14 protein-coding genes and 2 tRNA genes are annotated in these 14,662 nt (G+C 68.8%); 6 read left to right on the forward strand and 10 right to left on the reverse strand.

Features of this window, described 5'->3' with window-relative positions; genetic code table 11:
- Positions 1–119 precede the first annotated feature (119 nt).
- Positions 120–881 (forward strand): DUF3515 domain-containing protein, encoded by a 762-nt coding sequence (locus G361_RS0126030; RefSeq protein WP_019930056.1) that lies wholly within the window; start codon positions 120–122, stop codon positions 879–881.
- A gap of 3 nt (positions 882–884) precedes the next feature.
- On the opposite strand, the gene G361_RS0126035 is transcribed toward G361_RS0126030, so the two are convergent.
- The 3 genes from G361_RS0126035 to G361_RS0126045 all read right to left on the reverse strand — a co-directional run bounded on the left by G361_RS0126035 (position 885) and on the right by G361_RS0126045 (position 3,411).
- Positions 885–1,172 (reverse strand): DUF6191 domain-containing protein, encoded by a 288-nt coding sequence (locus G361_RS0126035; protein ID WP_019930057.1) that lies wholly within the window; start codon positions 1,170–1,172, stop codon positions 885–887.
- A 49-nt stretch (positions 1,173–1,221) separates the two neighbouring features.
- Positions 1,222–2,334: a D-alanine--D-alanine ligase family protein gene (locus G361_RS0126040; protein WP_019930058.1), complete on the reverse strand. Its 1,113-nt coding sequence runs from the start codon at positions 2,332–2,334 to the stop codon at positions 1,222–1,224.
- An 81-nt stretch (positions 2,335–2,415) separates the two neighbouring features.
- A complete protein-coding gene (locus G361_RS0126045) occupies positions 2,416–3,411 on the reverse strand; it encodes an NAD(P)H-dependent glycerol-3-phosphate dehydrogenase (protein WP_026343527.1) in 996 nt (331 codons plus the stop codon).
- Positions 3,412–3,480: 69 nt separating this feature from the next.
- Here G361_RS0126045 and cofC point away from each other — a divergent pair, with 69 nt between their 5' ends.
- From cofC to G361_RS0126060, 3 genes are all read left to right on the forward strand, one after another.
- Entirely contained in the window at positions 3,481–4,185 is a 705-nt protein-coding gene (cofC, locus tag G361_RS0126050; RefSeq protein ID WP_019930060.1) for a 2-phospho-L-lactate guanylyltransferase, read from the forward strand.
- A 116-nt stretch (positions 4,186–4,301) separates the two neighbouring features.
- Positions 4,302–6,491 (forward strand): RNA degradosome polyphosphate kinase, encoded by a 2,190-nt coding sequence (locus tag G361_RS0126055; protein WP_026343528.1) that lies wholly within the window; start codon positions 4,302–4,304, stop codon positions 6,489–6,491.
- 50 nt (positions 6,492–6,541) lie between these two features.
- The gene (locus G361_RS0126060) at positions 6,542–7,444 is read left to right on the forward strand and encodes a bifunctional NUDIX hydrolase/histidine phosphatase family protein (RefSeq protein WP_019930062.1); all 903 of its coding nucleotides are present in this window, start codon (positions 6,542–6,544) and stop codon (positions 7,442–7,444) included.
- Between the two features lie 135 nt (positions 7,445–7,579).
- On the opposite strand, the gene G361_RS0126065 is transcribed toward G361_RS0126060, so the two are convergent.
- From G361_RS0126065 to leuC, 3 genes are all read right to left on the reverse strand, one after another.
- Positions 7,580–8,185: an HU family DNA-binding protein gene (locus tag G361_RS0126065; RefSeq protein WP_019930063.1), complete on the reverse strand. Its 606-nt coding sequence runs from the start codon at positions 8,183–8,185 to the stop codon at positions 7,580–7,582.
- A 156-nt stretch (positions 8,186–8,341) separates the two neighbouring features.
- Entirely contained in the window at positions 8,342–8,950 is a 609-nt protein-coding gene (gene leuD, locus G361_RS0126070; RefSeq protein WP_019930064.1) for a 3-isopropylmalate dehydratase small subunit, read from the reverse strand.
- A gap of 34 nt (positions 8,951–8,984) precedes the next feature.
- Entirely contained in the window at positions 8,985–10,406 is a 1,422-nt protein-coding gene (gene leuC, locus G361_RS0126075) for a 3-isopropylmalate dehydratase large subunit (protein ID WP_019930065.1), read from the reverse strand.
- Between the two features lie 146 nt (positions 10,407–10,552).
- Between leuC and G361_RS0126080 the strand changes: the two genes are divergently transcribed.
- Together G361_RS0126080 and G361_RS0126085 are read left to right on the forward strand one after the other, a co-directional pair.
- Entirely contained in the window at positions 10,553–11,254 is a 702-nt protein-coding gene (locus tag G361_RS0126080; RefSeq protein ID WP_036495529.1) for an IclR family transcriptional regulator, read from the forward strand.
- A 43-nt stretch (positions 11,255–11,297) separates the two neighbouring features.
- Complete coding sequence (locus G361_RS0126085) at positions 11,298–11,798, forward strand: pyridoxamine 5'-phosphate oxidase family protein (RefSeq protein WP_019930067.1); 501 nt, start codon at positions 11,298–11,300, stop codon at positions 11,796–11,798.
- Between the two features lie 56 nt (positions 11,799–11,854).
- Here the strand turns inward: G361_RS0126085 and G361_RS0126090 are convergent.
- From G361_RS0126090 to G361_RS0126105, 4 genes are all read right to left on the reverse strand, one after another.
- Positions 11,855–11,927, reverse strand: a tRNA-Glu gene (locus tag G361_RS0126090).
- A gap of 24 nt (positions 11,928–11,951) precedes the next feature.
- Positions 11,952–12,023, reverse strand: a tRNA-Gln gene (locus G361_RS0126095).
- 279 nt (positions 12,024–12,302) lie between these two features.
- Positions 12,303–13,775, reverse strand: coding sequence for a glutamate--tRNA ligase (gene gltX, locus G361_RS0126100; protein WP_019930068.1), 1,473 nt, complete (start codon positions 13,773–13,775; stop codon positions 12,303–12,305).
- A gap of 15 nt (positions 13,776–13,790) precedes the next feature.
- Positions 13,791–14,564 carry a fumarylacetoacetate hydrolase family protein gene (locus G361_RS0126105; RefSeq protein WP_019930069.1) on the reverse strand — a complete coding sequence of 258 codons (774 nt, stop codon included), beginning with the start codon at positions 14,562–14,564 and terminating at the stop codon, positions 13,791–13,793.
- Between the last annotated feature and the right edge of the window lie 98 nt (positions 14,565–14,662).

The following is a 14,662-nucleotide window of genomic DNA, read 5'->3' on the forward strand; positions in this document are numbered from 1 at the left end:
CCGCACGGGCACGCGCGCGATCGTGACGGACCCGTTCGCTACCCTCGGACCCGGAAATCCACACGATCCGCGCCGGACACCGCCCGCGCGGCCCGGCGCGAGCGGAGACGAACCACCGGATGAGCAGCGAGACGGAGCAGCCGACCCCCGAGCCCCGGCCGACCCCGGCCGACGCGGCCGAATCCGGCGTCTCCCCCACCGCGGTCCCCGAGACCGCCGCCGCTCCCGAGCAGCCCGGGACCGACGCGGACGGTGCAATCGCCACTCCGGACACCGCAGCCTCGGCCACCACTCCGGACACAGCCTCGGCCGCCACTGGGGACACGACCCCGGCCGCATCACCGCACCGCGCGTCCCCCGCCCTGATCGCCACCGCGATCGCCCTCCCGGTCGCCCTGATCGCCGGGGTGCTGGTGCTGGCCGTGCTGGCGCGGCAGAATCCGGCGCGCGGACCGCTCGCCCTGGGCTCGGTATCGGCCCCCGCGGCGACCGGCCCCGCGTGTACCGCTCTGCTGCCCGCGCTGCCCGCCACGATCGGCGACTACCACCACGCCGACCTCGCCGACCCCGCCCCGCCCGCCACGGCGGCGTGGCAGTCCGCCGACGCGGGCGATCCGATCGTGCTGCGCTGCGGCCTGGACCGACCGCAGGAATTCGACAAGGCGGCCGCCCTGCAGGTGGTCGACGGCGTCAACTGGTTCGCGCTGCGCGATCCGGCCGCCAACACGTCCTCGGGCACGTACTTCGCCGTCGACCGCGGCACCTACATCGCCCTGACGCTGCCGGACCACGCCGGACCGACGCCGCTGCAGGAGATTTCGGACACGATCGCCAAGGTGTTGCCGGCCCGCCCGATCGACCCGGGCCCGCTGCCGAACTGACCGTCAGAGCGGGCGCAGCCGCACCCGGCCGGCGCGCAGATCGATCTCCGGACCACCCGGGGTTCCGTCGCCCGGATTCTCCCGATGCATGAGCACGGCCTGCCGCTGCTCGAACTCGTACCGCTTGCCGGAGTTGAACATCGCGTCGAACTGCTCGAATCCGATCGCGGAGGCGTCCCGTCCGCCCTGCTCACGCATCCACGGCAGCGCCGCGCGGCCGGTCACCTTGCGATAGGCGATCTCCGCGCACGACACCGCGATGATCAGCAGCGCCAGACCGGGAATCGTCATCGCTACCACCACCGGACCGAGGCTACCCGCGATCCGGCTCCCGCGACGATCAGCGCAGGCCGGTGCCCCGGGCCAGCGCGGTATCGATCAGGGTGGTGACCAGAGCGCGGTTGTCGATGCCGGTCGCCTCCCACATCCGCGGGTACTGCGAGATCGAGGTGAAGCCCGGCATGGTGTTGATCTCGTTGAGGACCGGGCCGGATTCGGTGACGAAGAAGTCGACCCGGGCCAGCCCCTGGCAGTCCAGCGCACGGAACGCGTGCACGGCCAGCTCGCGGATCTGCTCGGTCAGGTCGTCGTCGAGTTTGGCGGGGATGTCGAATTCGCAGACGTCGTCCAGATATTTGGTCTCGAAGTCGTAGAAGGCCGGGGCCGCACCGGGATCGGTATCCGCCTCGGGCATCCGGATCTCGGAGATCATGCTGGCCTCGACCCGCCCGTCCGGGAATTCCAGTACGCCGCACTCCACCTCGCGGCCCACGATCGCCGCCTCCACGATCACCTTCGGATCGTGCCGGCGCGCCTCGGCGAGCGCGGCGTCGAAGGCGGCCCAGTCGTCCACCTTGGTGATACCGATCGAGGACCCGCCGCGCGCCGGCTTCACGAACACCGGGAGCCCCAGCCGCCGCCGGTCCGCCTCGGCGAGCGTGGCGACGCCGGGTCGCAGCACCACGTAGTCGCCGATCGGCAGCCCCTCGCAGGCCAGCAGCTTCTTCATGAACTCCTTGTCCATCCCGGCCGCGCTGGCCAGCACACCGGGACCGACATAGGGCACCCCCGCGAGTTCCAGCAGCCCCTGCAGCGTGCCGTCCTCCCCGTAGGGGCCGTGCAGCACCGGGAACACCACGTCGACCGCGCCGAGCCCGGCCGCGTCGAATCCGTCCAGCGGTACCAGCGCGGCGCCGGACCCACCGGGGTCGGCGGTCAGCGCGAGTTCGGTGCCGGTGTGGTCGACCGACGGCAGGCTGCGCTCGGCGATGACCAGCTCGCGCGGGTCCGACCCGCTGAGCACCCAGGCGCCGTCGCGGGTGATGCCGATCTGCACCACGTCGAAGCGTTCCGGGTCCAGGCTGCGCAGCACATTGCCCGCCGACACGCACGACACCGTGTGCTCGCTGCTACGACCGCCGAACACCACGGCAACCCGGATCCGCTGACTCATGCCCAAACCGTACCCGGAGTTCAGGTCACCGAATCAGCCGTGGCGCGCCGAACGTCGCATTCGCGCCCGATCCGGTATGGGCTATTCGGGCTTGATCCGGCGGCCGAGCAGCCACCCGACCATGTCCGCGACCGAGGCGCCCTCGTGACACACCTGGTGGACCGCGGTGGTCAGCGGCATCTCGACGCCGTGTCGTTCGGCGAGCGTGCGGATCGAGGTACAGGATTTGACCCCCTCGGCGACCTGCCCATGGGTGGCCTGCTGCGCCGCCTCCATCGCCCCGCCCGCGCCGAGCACCTGCCCGAAGGACCGGTTGCGCGACAGCGGCGAGGTGCAGGTGGCGACCAGGTCACCGACCCCGGCGAGCCCGGCCAGCGTCACCGGGTTGGCGCCCAGCGCCGAGCCCAGCCGCATGATCTCGGCCAGCCCGCGGGTGATGATGCTGGCGATCGAGTTGTCGCCCAGACCCATGCCCGCGGCGATCCCGCAGGCCAGCGCGATCACGTTCTTGCAGGCCCCGCCGATCTCGCAGCCGATCACGTCGGTGTTGGTGTAGGGCCGGAAATAGCTGGTGGCGCAGGCGTGCTGCACGGCCTCGGCGCGCGCGGCGTCGGCGCAGGCGACCACCGAAGCGGCCGGTTGCCGGGCGGCGATCTCCCGGGCCAGGTTCGGGCCGGACAGGACCGCGACCCGCCCGACATGAGCGCCGGTGACCTCGGCGATCACCTGACTCATCCGCAGCAGGGTGCCGGTCTCGATGCCCTTGGCGAGGCTGAGCAGCGTGGCGTCCGGTCCGACGGCGTCGCGCCAGGCGGCCAGATTGGCCCGCAGCGTCTGCGACGGCACCGCCAGCACCACGATGTCGGCGTCCGCGAGCGCGGCCCGATGGTCGTCGGTGGCGGCGATGCCGGTGAGATCGACCTCGGGCAGATAGCCGGGATTGCGATGCTCGGCCACCAGCGCTTTGGCCACCTCCGGCCGCCGCGCCCACATCGTCACCTCGGTGCCCGCGTCGTACAACACCTTCGCGAATGCCGTGCCCCACGACCCCGCGCCCATCACTGCCGCCCTTGTCACCAGGCCACTATGCCACCCGGCACGGGGGTCTCGAGGCCGGAGTCGGCTACCGGTGGGACTATGGGTCACATGTGTCCGGAAGCCGTCCACACCGTGATCGCGGTGAAATATCTCGATCACGCGAAGAGCCGTCTCGCCGACTCGTTGCCGCCCGGTGATCGGTCCCGGCTGGTGCTCGCGATGCTGTCGGACACGGTCACCGCCGCCCTCGCCGCGGGCCTGGCCTCGGTGACGGTGGTGACCCCCGATCCGGCCGTCACGGCGGCGGTGCGGCCGCTGGGCGCGGACACCCTCCCGGATCCGGCGGTCCCGGGCGATCCGGACGGTCTCAACACCGCCCTGGCGGCGGCGGCCGCGGCCGTGCGCGACCGGCACGGCCCGGTGAATCTGCTTGCCCTGCAAGCGGACCTGCCGGCCCTGCGTCCGGCGGAGCTGATCGATATGCTGGTGGCGGCCCCGCCGCAGGGCCGCGCGGTCGTGGTCGACCACGCCGGCGTCGGCACCACCGCCCTGCTCGTCCGCGACGGAACGGCACCGCTGGCACCGCTTTTCGGCGGGGGTTCGGCCCGGCGGCACATCGACTCGGGCGCAAAGGATCTGGCCGGCGACTGGCCCGGCCTGCGACTGGACGTCGACACCGCGGCCGATCTGACCGCGGCCGTGGCGCTCGGGGTGGGACCGGCCACCACCGCGGTACTGCACGAAATCGGATGGTCACCGATTGTCGATGAAGATGTCATCCGGAAGTATCCGGTGAGGTCACATGTCTGCTAGATGATTGCCAGGCGGGCAAGAATTGCCATGCGCGGGGCGAATTGCCCGATTGACGACGTACGCTGTCTACTCGGGTGCCGTCCCGGCCACCACCGGAGTGAGTCGTTAGGATTGACGTGAGCGATACGGAAACCGTCCCGCAGCGGCCCCGACTACCAGTTGCGCCACCGGCCGCCACGCCCGCAGCCACCGCCACCGAGTTGGCGCAATTGCCGCCGGATCGCTATGTCAATCGCGAGCTGAGCTGGCTCGATTTCAACGCTCGCGTGCTGGCTCTGGCGGAGGCCCGATCGGAGCCCCTGCTCGAGCGCGCGAAATTCCTCGCGATCTTCGCCTCCAACCTGGACGAGTTCTACATGGTCCGGGTCGCGGGCCTCAAGCGCCGCGCCGAGGCCGGGCTGTCGGTGCGCTCGGCGGACGGGTTGTCGCCCACCGAACAGCTGACCCTGATCACGGCCCGCGCACAGGATCTGGCGGTGCAGCACGCCCGCGTCTTCCTCGATCAGGTGCGGCCCGCGATGTCCGCCGAGGGTATCGAGATCATCGGCTGGCACGACCTGGATCCCGACGAGCGCCTGCGGATGTCCGGCTATTTCCAGGATCAGGTGTTCCCGGTGCTGACCCCGCTGGCCGTCGACCCCGCGCACCCGTTCCCCTACATCAGCGGCCTGAGCCTCAACCTGGCCGTGACCGTGCGCGACTCCGACACCGGCGGTGAGCATTTCGCGCGGGTGAAGGTGCCCGACAACGTGGACCGGTTCGTCCGGGTGCGCCGTCCCGGCACCGAGCCCGGCCGCACCGACGGCGAGGGCGCGCTCGGCAGCACGCGGGCCTTCCTGCCGATGGAGGACCTGATCGCCGCCCACCTCGATCAGCTGTTCCCGGGAATGGATGTGGTGGAACATCATTCGTTCCGCATCACCCGCAACGCCGACTTCACCGTCGACGAGGACCGCGACGAGGATCTGCTGCAGGCCCTGGAACGGGAGCTGGCCCGCCGGCGCTTCGGATCCCCGGTGCGCCTGGAGGTCTCGGACGACATGACCGAGCACATGCTCGATCTGCTGCTGCGCGAACTCGACGTCGATCCGGCCGATGTGATCGAGGTGCCCGGCCTGCTGGACCTGTCCTGCCTGTGGCAGGTGTACGGCGTGGACCGTCCGCTGCTGAAGGACGCACCCTACGTCCCGGCCACGCCGCCGGCGTTCGGGGAGCGCGAGACCCCGCGCAACGTGTTCGCCGCGCTGCGCGAAGGCGATGTGCTGGTACATCATCCGTACGATTCGTTCTCCACCAGCGTGCAGCGCTTCATCGAACAGGCCGCGGCCGACCCGCAGGTGCTGGCGATCAAGCAGACGCTGTACCGCACCTCCGGCGACTCCCCGATCGTCAACGCGCTCATCGACGCGGCCGAGGCCGGCAAGCAGGTGGTCGCGCTGGTCGAGATCAAGGCCCGCTTCGACGAACAGGCCAACATCAAGTGGGCGCGGCAGCTGGAACAGGCGGGCGTGCACGTGGTCTACGGCCTCATCGGCCTCAAGACGCACTGCAAGACCTGCCTGGTGGTGCGCCGCGAGGGCGCGACCATCCGCCGCTACTGCCACATCGGCACCGGCAACTACAACCCGAAGACCGCCCGGCTGTACGAGGACATCGGATTGCTCACCGCCGCACCGGAGATCGGCGCCGACCTGACCGACCTGTTCAACTCGCTGACCGGTTACTCCCGAAAGGCCAACTACCGCAACCTGTTGGTGGCGCCGTCGAGTGTGCGGGCGGGCATCGTCGAACGCGTCCGGCGCGAGACGGAACTGGCCGCGCAGGGTCTGCCGGCCCGAATTCGGTTGAAGTGCAACTCGATCGTCGACGAGCAGATCATCGATTCGCTGTATCGCGCGTCCCAGGCCGGGGTTCCGGTGCAGATCGTGGTGCGCGGGATCTGCGGGCTGCGCCCCGGTGTGCCCGGCATGAGCGAGAACATCGAGGTGCGTTCGATTCTCGGCCGCTACCTGGAACATTCGCGCGTCCTGCACTTCCAGGCGCAGGACGAGTTCTGGATCGGCAGCGCGGACATGATGCACCGCAACCTGGATCGCCGGGTCGAGGTCATGGTCCAGGTCAAGGATCCGAAGCTGTGCGACCGGCTGACCGAGATGTTCGACTCCGCGCTCTACCCGTCCACCCGCTGCTGGGTGTTGCAGGCCGACGGCAGCTGGCAGGCCAGCCCGGAGGCAGGGGAAGGGATCGACCAGGTCCGTGACCACCAGGAGTTCCTGATGCGGCTGCGCCGACCGGACCAACCGTGAGTCGTTCGGACGCAAAAGCTTCCGAACACATCTGGTTCTCCGACCGCCGTGTGACACCCAACGTGCTCGCCGCGGGTGGGGTGGTGTGGCGGCAGCAGCCGGACCGTACCGTCGAGGTGGCGGTGGTGCACCGGCCGAAGTACGACGACTGGTCGCTGCCGAAGGGCAAACTCGACGCCGGTGAGACGCCGATGGTGGCGGCGGTGCGGGAGGTCCAGGAGGAGACCGGGCTGTCGTGCCGGCTGGGGCGATATCTCGGTCATGTCACGTATCCCGTGACGGGACACCGCAAATTGAAGCGCGTCGACTACTGGTCGGCCCAGCCCACCGGCGGGCAGTTCGCCGCCAATTCGGAGGTCGACGAGCTGCGCTGGTATCCGCTGGATCGGGTGATGGACGAACTGTCCTATCCGATGGATCGTCACATCCTGCGCACCTTCCTGCGGCTGCCGCCGGAGACGGCCACCCTGCTGGTGGTCCGGCACGCGAAGGCCGGGCGCCGCAACCACTTCGCCGGCCCGGACTGGCAGCGGCCGCTGGACAAGGCCGGCCGGGCCCAGGCCGAGGTGCTGACGGCGAGCCTGCGGGCCTTCGGGGCCAACGAGGTACATTCGGCGCCACCGCTGCGCTGCCGCCAGACGGTGGCGCCGCTGGCGCACGAATTGGGTAGCGGCATCGTGCTGGAACCGCAACTGTCCGAGACGGGTTACGCGGAGGCCCCGCAGGCGGCGCTGGCGCGGGCCCGTTATCTGGCGTCGCCGGACCGGGTCCGCGTGATCTGCAGTCAGGGCAAGGTGATTCCCGATCTACTGCGCCGCTGGGCCGAAAACGACGGTCTCACACTGCCACCGGCGCGTAACCACAAGGGCAGCCTGTGGGTGCTGTCGATAACGAACGGGCGACTGATGGCGGCCGACCACGTGGACCGCGCGCTGCGCGTGGATAACGACTGAATCACGCCCGCCCCCAGCGGTTGTCGCGGTCCGGTCACGAGCTTGTGCCGACAACCCAAGTCCCGCACCGACACTCGGGACACGAAAAAGGCTCCCCGGCACGGTGTGCCCGAGGAGCCGTTTCGTGTTCGAGACCTAGCGAGTCCGCTTGGCAGCGGCCTTCTTCGCGGGAGCCTTCTTGGCCGCGGTCTTCTTGGCGGTGACGGTCTTCTTCGCCACGGCCTTGGCCGGAGCCGTCTTCTTCACGACCGTCTTCTTGGCGGCGACCGTCTTCTTGGCGGCCGGGGCCTTCTTGGCGGGGGCCTTCTTGGCCGGCGCCTTGGTGGCGGCCTTCTTGGCGGCCACGGTCTTCTTGGCGGCCGTCTTCTTGGCCGTGGTCTTCCGGGCCGTGGTCTTCTTGGCAGCACCCGACACCGGCGCGGCAACACCGCGTTTGACGGCGGGACCCACCGCCGCGATCTTCTGCTTGCCGGCGATGATCGCCTTGAACTGCGCGCCCGGACGGAAAGCGGGCACCGAAGTCGGCTTCACCTTGACAGTTTCGCCGGTGCGGGGGTTACGAGCGACCCGGGCGGCGCGCTTGCGCTGCTCGAACACACCGAAACCGGTGATGGTCACGCTCTGTCCCTTGTTCACCGCACGCACGATCGTGTCGACAATCTGCTCGACTGCCGCAGTGGCCGTGCGCCTGTCAGTACCCAACTTTTCGGTCAGAACGTCGATCAGTTCCGCCTTGTTCATTGAATCCTCCGCAGACTAATGGCCCGTCGTCGGACCGACTAGGTACCACGGTAAACCCTCAATGGGCAAGAGTCTATGTGCCACGCCAAATTTCATGTGGCGTGGCACACGTCCAGCAACCCGGTTTGGTAGCTCTCAGCTAACGACCGGGAGCGATTAGGCGGGCGAATTAGCCGCCGGAATGGTGATCGGTTTCCAACCCGGCCTTGCCTTTTCGAACCGGTCGATGGCCTCTTCCCGGCGGAGGGTCAGCCCGATGTCGTCCAGTCCCTCCAGCAGCCGCCACCGCGTGTAGTCGTCAATATCGAACGGCAACACGGTGGTTCCGGCCGTGACAGAGCGCTCCTGCAGGTCCACGATCAATTCGAGACCGGGCTGTTCCTCGAGCAACTTCCAGAGCAATTCGACATCATGTTGTGACATCCGGGCGGCCACCAGCCCGCCCTTCCCGGCGTTGCCGCGGAAGATGTCCGCGAAGCGGGCCGAGATCACAACCCGGAAACCGTAGTCCATCAGGGCCCATACGGCGTGCTCGCGTGAGGAGCCCGTACCGAAATCCGGACCCGCCACCAGGACCGAGCCGCGGTTGTAGGGCTCCACGTTCAGAATGAAGTGCGGATCCGACCGCCAGGCCGCGAACAGCCCGTCCTCGAATCCTGTTCGCGTGACACGCTTGAGATACACCGCGGGGATGATCTGGTCGGTGTCGACGTTGGATCGGCGCAACGGAACGCCGATCCCCTTGTGTACCTTGAACGCTTCCATGAGAACTCCCGAAGTCTTGTGGAGGGTGGGCGGATCAGTTCAGATCCGCAGGTGAGGACAGGGTTCCGCGCACCGCCGTAGCCGCGGCCACCAACGGTGAAACCAGATGTGTCCGGCCACCTTTGCCCTGCCGGCCCTCGAAGTTGCGATTCGATGTCGAGGCGCAGCGCTCACCGGGTTCGAGCTGATCCGGGTTCATTCCCAGGCACATCGAGCAGCCGGCCTGCCGCCACTCGGCGCCGGCGGCGGTGAAGATCTCACCCAGGCCCTCGGATTCGGCCTGTGCGCGAACCCGCATAGAGCCCGGCACGATCAGCATCCGGACCCCGTCGGCCACCCGGCGGTCGCGCAGCACATCGGCCACGGCCCGCAGATCCTCGATCCGGCCGTTGGTGCACGACCCCACGAACACCGCGTCGACCCGCACGTCGCGCAGCGGCGTACCGGGCTCCAGGTCCATGTAGTGCAGTGCCTTCTCCGCGGATTCGCGCGCGGACTCGTCGACGATCTCCGCCGGATCGGGCACCGCGGCGCTCAGCGGCACACCCTGGCCCGGATTGGTGCCCCAGGTGACGAAGGGGCTCAGCGCGGTGGCATCGATGTGCACCTCGGCGTCGAATGTCGCGCCCTCGTCGGTCTTCAGCGCCTCCCACGCCGCCACGGCCGCGTCCCATTCGGCGCCCTGCGGCGCGTGCGCGCGGCCCTTCAGGAATTCGTAGGTGGTTTCGTCGGGAGCGATCATCCCGGCCCGGGCGCCGGCCTCGATCGACATATTGCACATGGTCATCCGCGCCTCCATCGACATGGCGCGCACGGCCTCGCCGCGATATTCGAGCACGTAACCCTGACCACCGCCGGTGCCGATCTTCGCGATCACCGCGAGAATGACGTCCTTGCTGGTCACTCCGTCCGGCAGCGCGCCGTCGACGGTGATCGCCATGGTCTTGAACGGCCGCAGCGACAGCGTCTGGGTGGCGAGTACGTGCTCGACCTCGCTGGTGCCGATACCCATTGCCAGCGCGCCGAACGCGCCGTGGGTCGAGGTGTGCGAATCACCGCAGACCACCGTGGTGCCCGGCTGGGTCAGGCCCAGTTGCGGGCCGACCACGTGCACGATGCCCTGCTCGATATCGCCCATCGGATACAGCCGCACGCCGAATTCGGCGCAATTGCGCCGCAACGTCTCCACCTGCAGGCGGGAGATCGGATCGGCGATCGGCTGATCGATGTCGACGGTCGGGACGTTGTGGTCCTCGGTCGCGATGGTGAGGTCCGTCCGGCGCACCGGACGGCCGGCGGCGCGCAGGCCGTCGAACGCCTGCGGACTGGTCACCTCGTGCACCAGATGCAGGTCGATGTAGATCAGATCCGGGTCGTCACCCTCGCCGCGCACGACGACGTGCTGGTCCCAGACCTTTTCCGCCAGGGTACGTGGCCGATCGGCCGTCTCCGCCATCTCCGTTCACCTTTCGGTAGACATCCGCCGCGCCGGGGCTGGCGGCGCGACGACACATGCTGTTTCCGGGCTCCTCGCCGACCGGCGACGCCGGACCTGCGATTCACTGCTTGAAATCTCAGAGTATGAGATTTTAATATCGTTCTATGAGACAGCATAGCGGTATCGGGGTACTCGACAAAGCCATGGCCGTGCTGCGGGCGGTGGCCGAGCAGCCCTGCGGGCTCAACGAGCTGTGCACCCGCACCGGGCTGCCTCGCGCCACCGCGCACCGCCTGGCCGTGGGCCTCGAGGTGCACCGGATGCTGGCCCGCGACGCCGCCGGTCAGTGGCGGCCCGGTCCGGCCCTGTCGGAACTGGCCAGTACCGCCGGGGATCCGCTGCTGGACGCGGCCGCGGCGGTCCTGCCCCGGCTGCGGGAGATCACCGGGGAGAGTGTGCAGATCTACCGCCGCGACGGCCACTCCCGGGTGTGCCTGGCCGCGGTGGAACCCGCCTCCGGCCTGCGCGACACCGTCCCGGTCGGCGCGCGGTTGCCGCTGACCGCGGGCTCGGCCGCCAAGGTCCTGCTGGCCTGGGCCGATCCCGACCTGCAGCAGGCGATCCTGGCCGACGCGGTGTTCGGGGAACGCGCGCTGGCCGAGGTGCGCCGGCGCGGCTGGGCACAGAGCGCCGGCGAGCGGGCCGCGGGGGTGGCCAGCGTCTCCGCGCCGGTCCGGGATTCGGCGGGGACTGTGGTGGCGGCGGTCTCGGTCTCCGGTCCGATCGATCGGATGGGCCGGCGGCCCGGCGCGCGCTGGGCCGCGGATCTGGTCGCCGCGGCGGACGCGCTGCACAAGCGACTGTAACCGGTTCCACGTTCTCGCGTACGCCGTAAAGTACAGTCGGCGCATGGGAGCGAATCAACGCGCACAGATCGTCATGGCCGAGGCCGAGATTCGGGATTTCCTCGCGTCGTCCCGCATTCTCACCCTGGCCACCGTGGGCCGATCGGGCCTGCCGCACCTCACCGCGATGTGGTACGGCCTGGTCGACGGGGAGATCTGGCTGGAGACCAAGGCGAAGTCGCAGAAGGCGGTCAACCTGCGCCGCGATCCGCGGGTGACGGTGCTGGTCGAGGCCGGCGACAGCTACGACCGGCTGCGCGGGGTGTCCATCGAGGGGCGCGCGGAGATCGTCGACGATCCGGAGGCGCTGTTCCGGGTCGGGGTCAGCGTCTGGGAGCGCTACACCGCGCCCTACACCGAGGAGGCCCGGCCGCTGGTGGAGGCCATGCTGAACAAGCGGGTGGCGGTCCGGCTGGTGGCCGAGCGGACGCGCAGCTGGGATCACCGCAAGCTCGGTATGCCCGAGATGCCGCCGGGCGGCAGCACGTGGCCGCCGCGGGATTGAGCGACCGGCAACGGAAAAGGGCCCTCCAGCATATGCCGGAGGGCCCTTTTTCCGCGTAGTCCCGACGGGATTTGAACCCGCGCTACCGCCTTGAGAGGGCGGCGTCCTAGGCCGCTAGACGACGGGACCAGGATTTTGGAGAAAACTCCAAAGCTGGGGTACCAGGACTCGAACCTAGAATGGCTGAACCAGAATCAGCTGTGTTGCCAATTACACCATACCCCAATGACCGGACCCTCGGTCGCTCCCTTGTGGGGCGTCCGACCTCGTTCCCGGCCGAGGAGAAGATTACCAAAGAGATGCCGGTGTTATACAAATCGTCTGGTCAGAGGTTGTTTTTCGGGTCGCACTGCGCCTTTGGCCTCCGCTTCGCTCCGGCGGGTTCGCGGCCCTCGAGGCCCGGTCCTTCCCTCCTCCGGCTCCTCCGCTTCGCTCCCCCGCCTCCGTCGGTCCAGGACCGGGCCGGGCCGCGAACGGGGCGTCTTCCGTTCGCGGCCCCGGCCACTACAGCGCGGCGGTGAGCACCGAGGCGGCCCGCAGCCGGTCCATGGTGATCTCCCGGCCGAGCAGTTCCAGCGACTCGTACAGCGGCGGGCTGATGTGCGATCCGGTCACCGCGACCCGCACCGGCGCGAAGGCCTTGCGCGGTTTCAGGCCCAGATCGTCCACCAGCGCCGTTTTCAACGTCTCTTCGAGTCGGGGAGCCGTCCACTCCGGAACGCCCTCCAGCGCGGCGATGGCGGCCTGCAACACCGGTGCCGCATCCGGTCCCAGATTCTTTTCCGCCGCCGCCGGATCCACGGTGAACTCGGTTTCCGGGCGGAACAGGAACTTCAGCAGGTCCCAGGCATCGGCGAGCACCACGATCCGGGTCTGCACCAACTCCGCCGCGGCGGCGAAAACCTTCTCGTCCACCTCGGCGCCGATGTGGCCGTGCTCGGTGAGGTACTCGCGCAGCCGGCGGGTGAAATCACCCGGATCCAGCAAACGAATGTGCTCGGCGTTGAGAGCGTCCGCCTTCTTCTGGTCGAAGCGGGCGGGATTCGAATTTACTTTCGATATCTCGAAGGCCTCGACCATCTCGGCCATCGAGAAGACGTCGTGGTCGTCGGCGAGGCTCCAGCCGAGCAAAGCCAGGTAATTCAGCAAACCCTCAGGGATGAATCCGCGCTCGCGATGCAGGAACAGATTCGACTCGGGATCGCGCTTGGACAACTTCTTGTTGCCCTGCCCCATCACGAACGGCAGGTGACCGAACTGCGGGGTGAACTCGGAAACGCCGATGCGCTGCAACGCCTCGTGCAACGCGATCTGCCGCGGCGTGGACGACAGCAGATCCTCGCCGCGCAACACGTGGGTGATCCGCATCATCGCGTCGTCGAGCGGATTGACCAGCGTGTACAGCGGATCGCCGGTGCCGCGGGTGAGCGCGAAGTCGGGTACCACCCCGGCCTTGAAGGTGGTCTCGCCGCGCACCAGATCGCGCCAGGTGATGTCGCGATCGGGCATCCGCAACCGGATCACCGCCGGGCGGCCCTCGGCCCGGTACGCGGCGATCCGCTCCGCGGACAGCTCGCGGTCGAAGTTGTCGTAGCCGAGTTTCGGGTCGCGGCCGGCGGCCCGATGCCGAGCCTCGACTTCCTCTGGAGTGGAGAAGGATTCGTAGGCCTCCCCCGCCTCGAGCAAGCGCCGCACCGCATCCCGGTGGATGTCACGGCGCAACGACTGCCGGTACGGCCCGAACGAGCCGCCGATCTCCGGCCCCTCGTCCCAGGTGAGGCCGAGCCAGCGCAGCGCGTCCAGCAGCGCCCGGTACGACTCCTCCGAATCCCGTGCGGCATCGGTGTCTTCGATGCGGAAGACGAACGCGCCGCCGAAGTGGCGGGCGAACGCCCAGTTGAACAGCGCCGTCCGGATCAAACCGACATGCGGGGTGCCGGTCGGTGACGGACAGAAGCGAACTCTGACGTCGGTCATGTCTGCCCTCCTCGATCAGCGTTTGGTGGCAACGGGATTGGTGAGGGTACCGATTCCCTCGACCGTCACGGAAACGGTTTGCCCATCTTTCATCGGTCCTACACCTTCCGGGGTGCCGGTGAGGATGACGTCACCGGGGAGCAACGTCATGACCGCGGATATCCATTCGATCTGCTTCGGAATGTCGTGCAGCAGAAGGGACGTCCGGCTGCGCTGGCGGACCTCGCCGTCGAGTTCGGTGACGAGTTCGAGATCCGAGGGATCCAGCTCGGTTTCGATCCACGGGCCGAGCGGGCAGAAGGTGTCGTACCCCTTGCCGCGGGTCCACTGACCGTCGTGCCGCTGCTGGTCACGGGCGGTGACATCGTTGGCGACGGTGTATCCGAGGATCACGTCGGCGGCGCGCTGCGCCGGTACGTCCCGGCACGGGCGGCCGATCACCACCGCCAGCTCGCCCTCGTAGTCCACCTGAGACGAACTGGGCGGCAACAGGATCGGCGAGTTCGGGTTGTTGATCGAAGTACTCGGCTTGATGAAGATCACCGGATCCGCCGGTGCCTCCCCGCCCATCTCGCGGGCGTGCGCGGCGTAGTTCTTGCCGATGCAGACCACCTTGCTGGCCAGGATCGGCGCGAGCAGCCGGACGTCCGCCAGCGGCCAGCTGCGACCGGTGAACGTGGGCGTGCCGAAGGGGTGATCGGCGATTTCACGGGCGACCGTCTCCGCATCGGATCCCTCGATGCTGACGAACGCGAGCCCATCCGGGCTGGCTACACGACCTAGACGCATGGCTCGCAGTCTATCCACCTGCCCCGATAGGCCGGACCACCCGGTCTGGGCGGGACCGCGCGTCGCCGGATCGGGTCGGCGCACACCGGTCGCGCCCG

The organism is Nocardia sp. BMG111209, assembly GCF_000381925.1.
GTDB lineage: Bacteria > Actinomycetota > Actinomycetes > Mycobacteriales > Mycobacteriaceae > Nocardia.

What these genes read in the sequence shown, in the direction of transcription:
- leuD (WP_019930064.1), bottom strand. Translation starts at nt 8,950, where the DNA reads ATGGAAGCGTTCAAGGTACACAAGGGGATCGGCGTTCCGTTGCGCCGA.
- G361_RS0126105 (WP_019930069.1), bottom strand. Translation starts at nt 14,564, where the DNA reads ATGCGTCTAGGTCGTGTAGCCAGCCCGGATGGGCTCGCGTTCGTCAGC.
- G361_RS0126085 (WP_019930067.1), top strand. Translation starts at nt 11,298, where the DNA reads ATGGGAGCGAATCAACGCGCACAGATCGTCATGGCCGAGGCCGAGATT.
- G361_RS0126065 (WP_019930063.1), bottom strand. Translation starts at nt 8,185, where the DNA reads ATGAACAAGGCGGAACTGATCGACGTTCTGACCGAAAAGTTGGGTACT.
- leuC (WP_019930065.1), bottom strand. Translation starts at nt 10,406, where the DNA reads ATGGCGGAGACGGCCGATCGGCCACGTACCCTGGCGGAAAAGGTCTGG.
- G361_RS0126035 (WP_019930057.1), bottom strand. Translation starts at nt 1,172, where the DNA reads ATGACGATTCCCGGTCTGGCGCTGCTGATCATCGCGGTGTCGTGCGCG.
- gltX (WP_019930068.1), bottom strand. Translation starts at nt 13,775, where the DNA reads ATGACCGACGTCAGAGTTCGCTTCTGTCCGTCACCGACCGGCACCCCG.
- G361_RS0126080 (WP_036495529.1), top strand. Translation starts at nt 10,553, where the DNA reads ATGAGACAGCATAGCGGTATCGGGGTACTCGACAAAGCCATGGCCGTG.
- cofC (WP_019930060.1), top strand. Translation starts at nt 3,481, where the DNA reads ATGTGTCCGGAAGCCGTCCACACCGTGATCGCGGTGAAATATCTCGAT.
- G361_RS0126030 (WP_019930056.1), top strand. Translation starts at nt 120, where the DNA reads ATGAGCAGCGAGACGGAGCAGCCGACCCCCGAGCCCCGGCCGACCCCG.
- G361_RS0126040 (WP_019930058.1), bottom strand. Translation starts at nt 2,334, where the DNA reads ATGAGTCAGCGGATCCGGGTTGCCGTGGTGTTCGGCGGTCGTAGCAGC.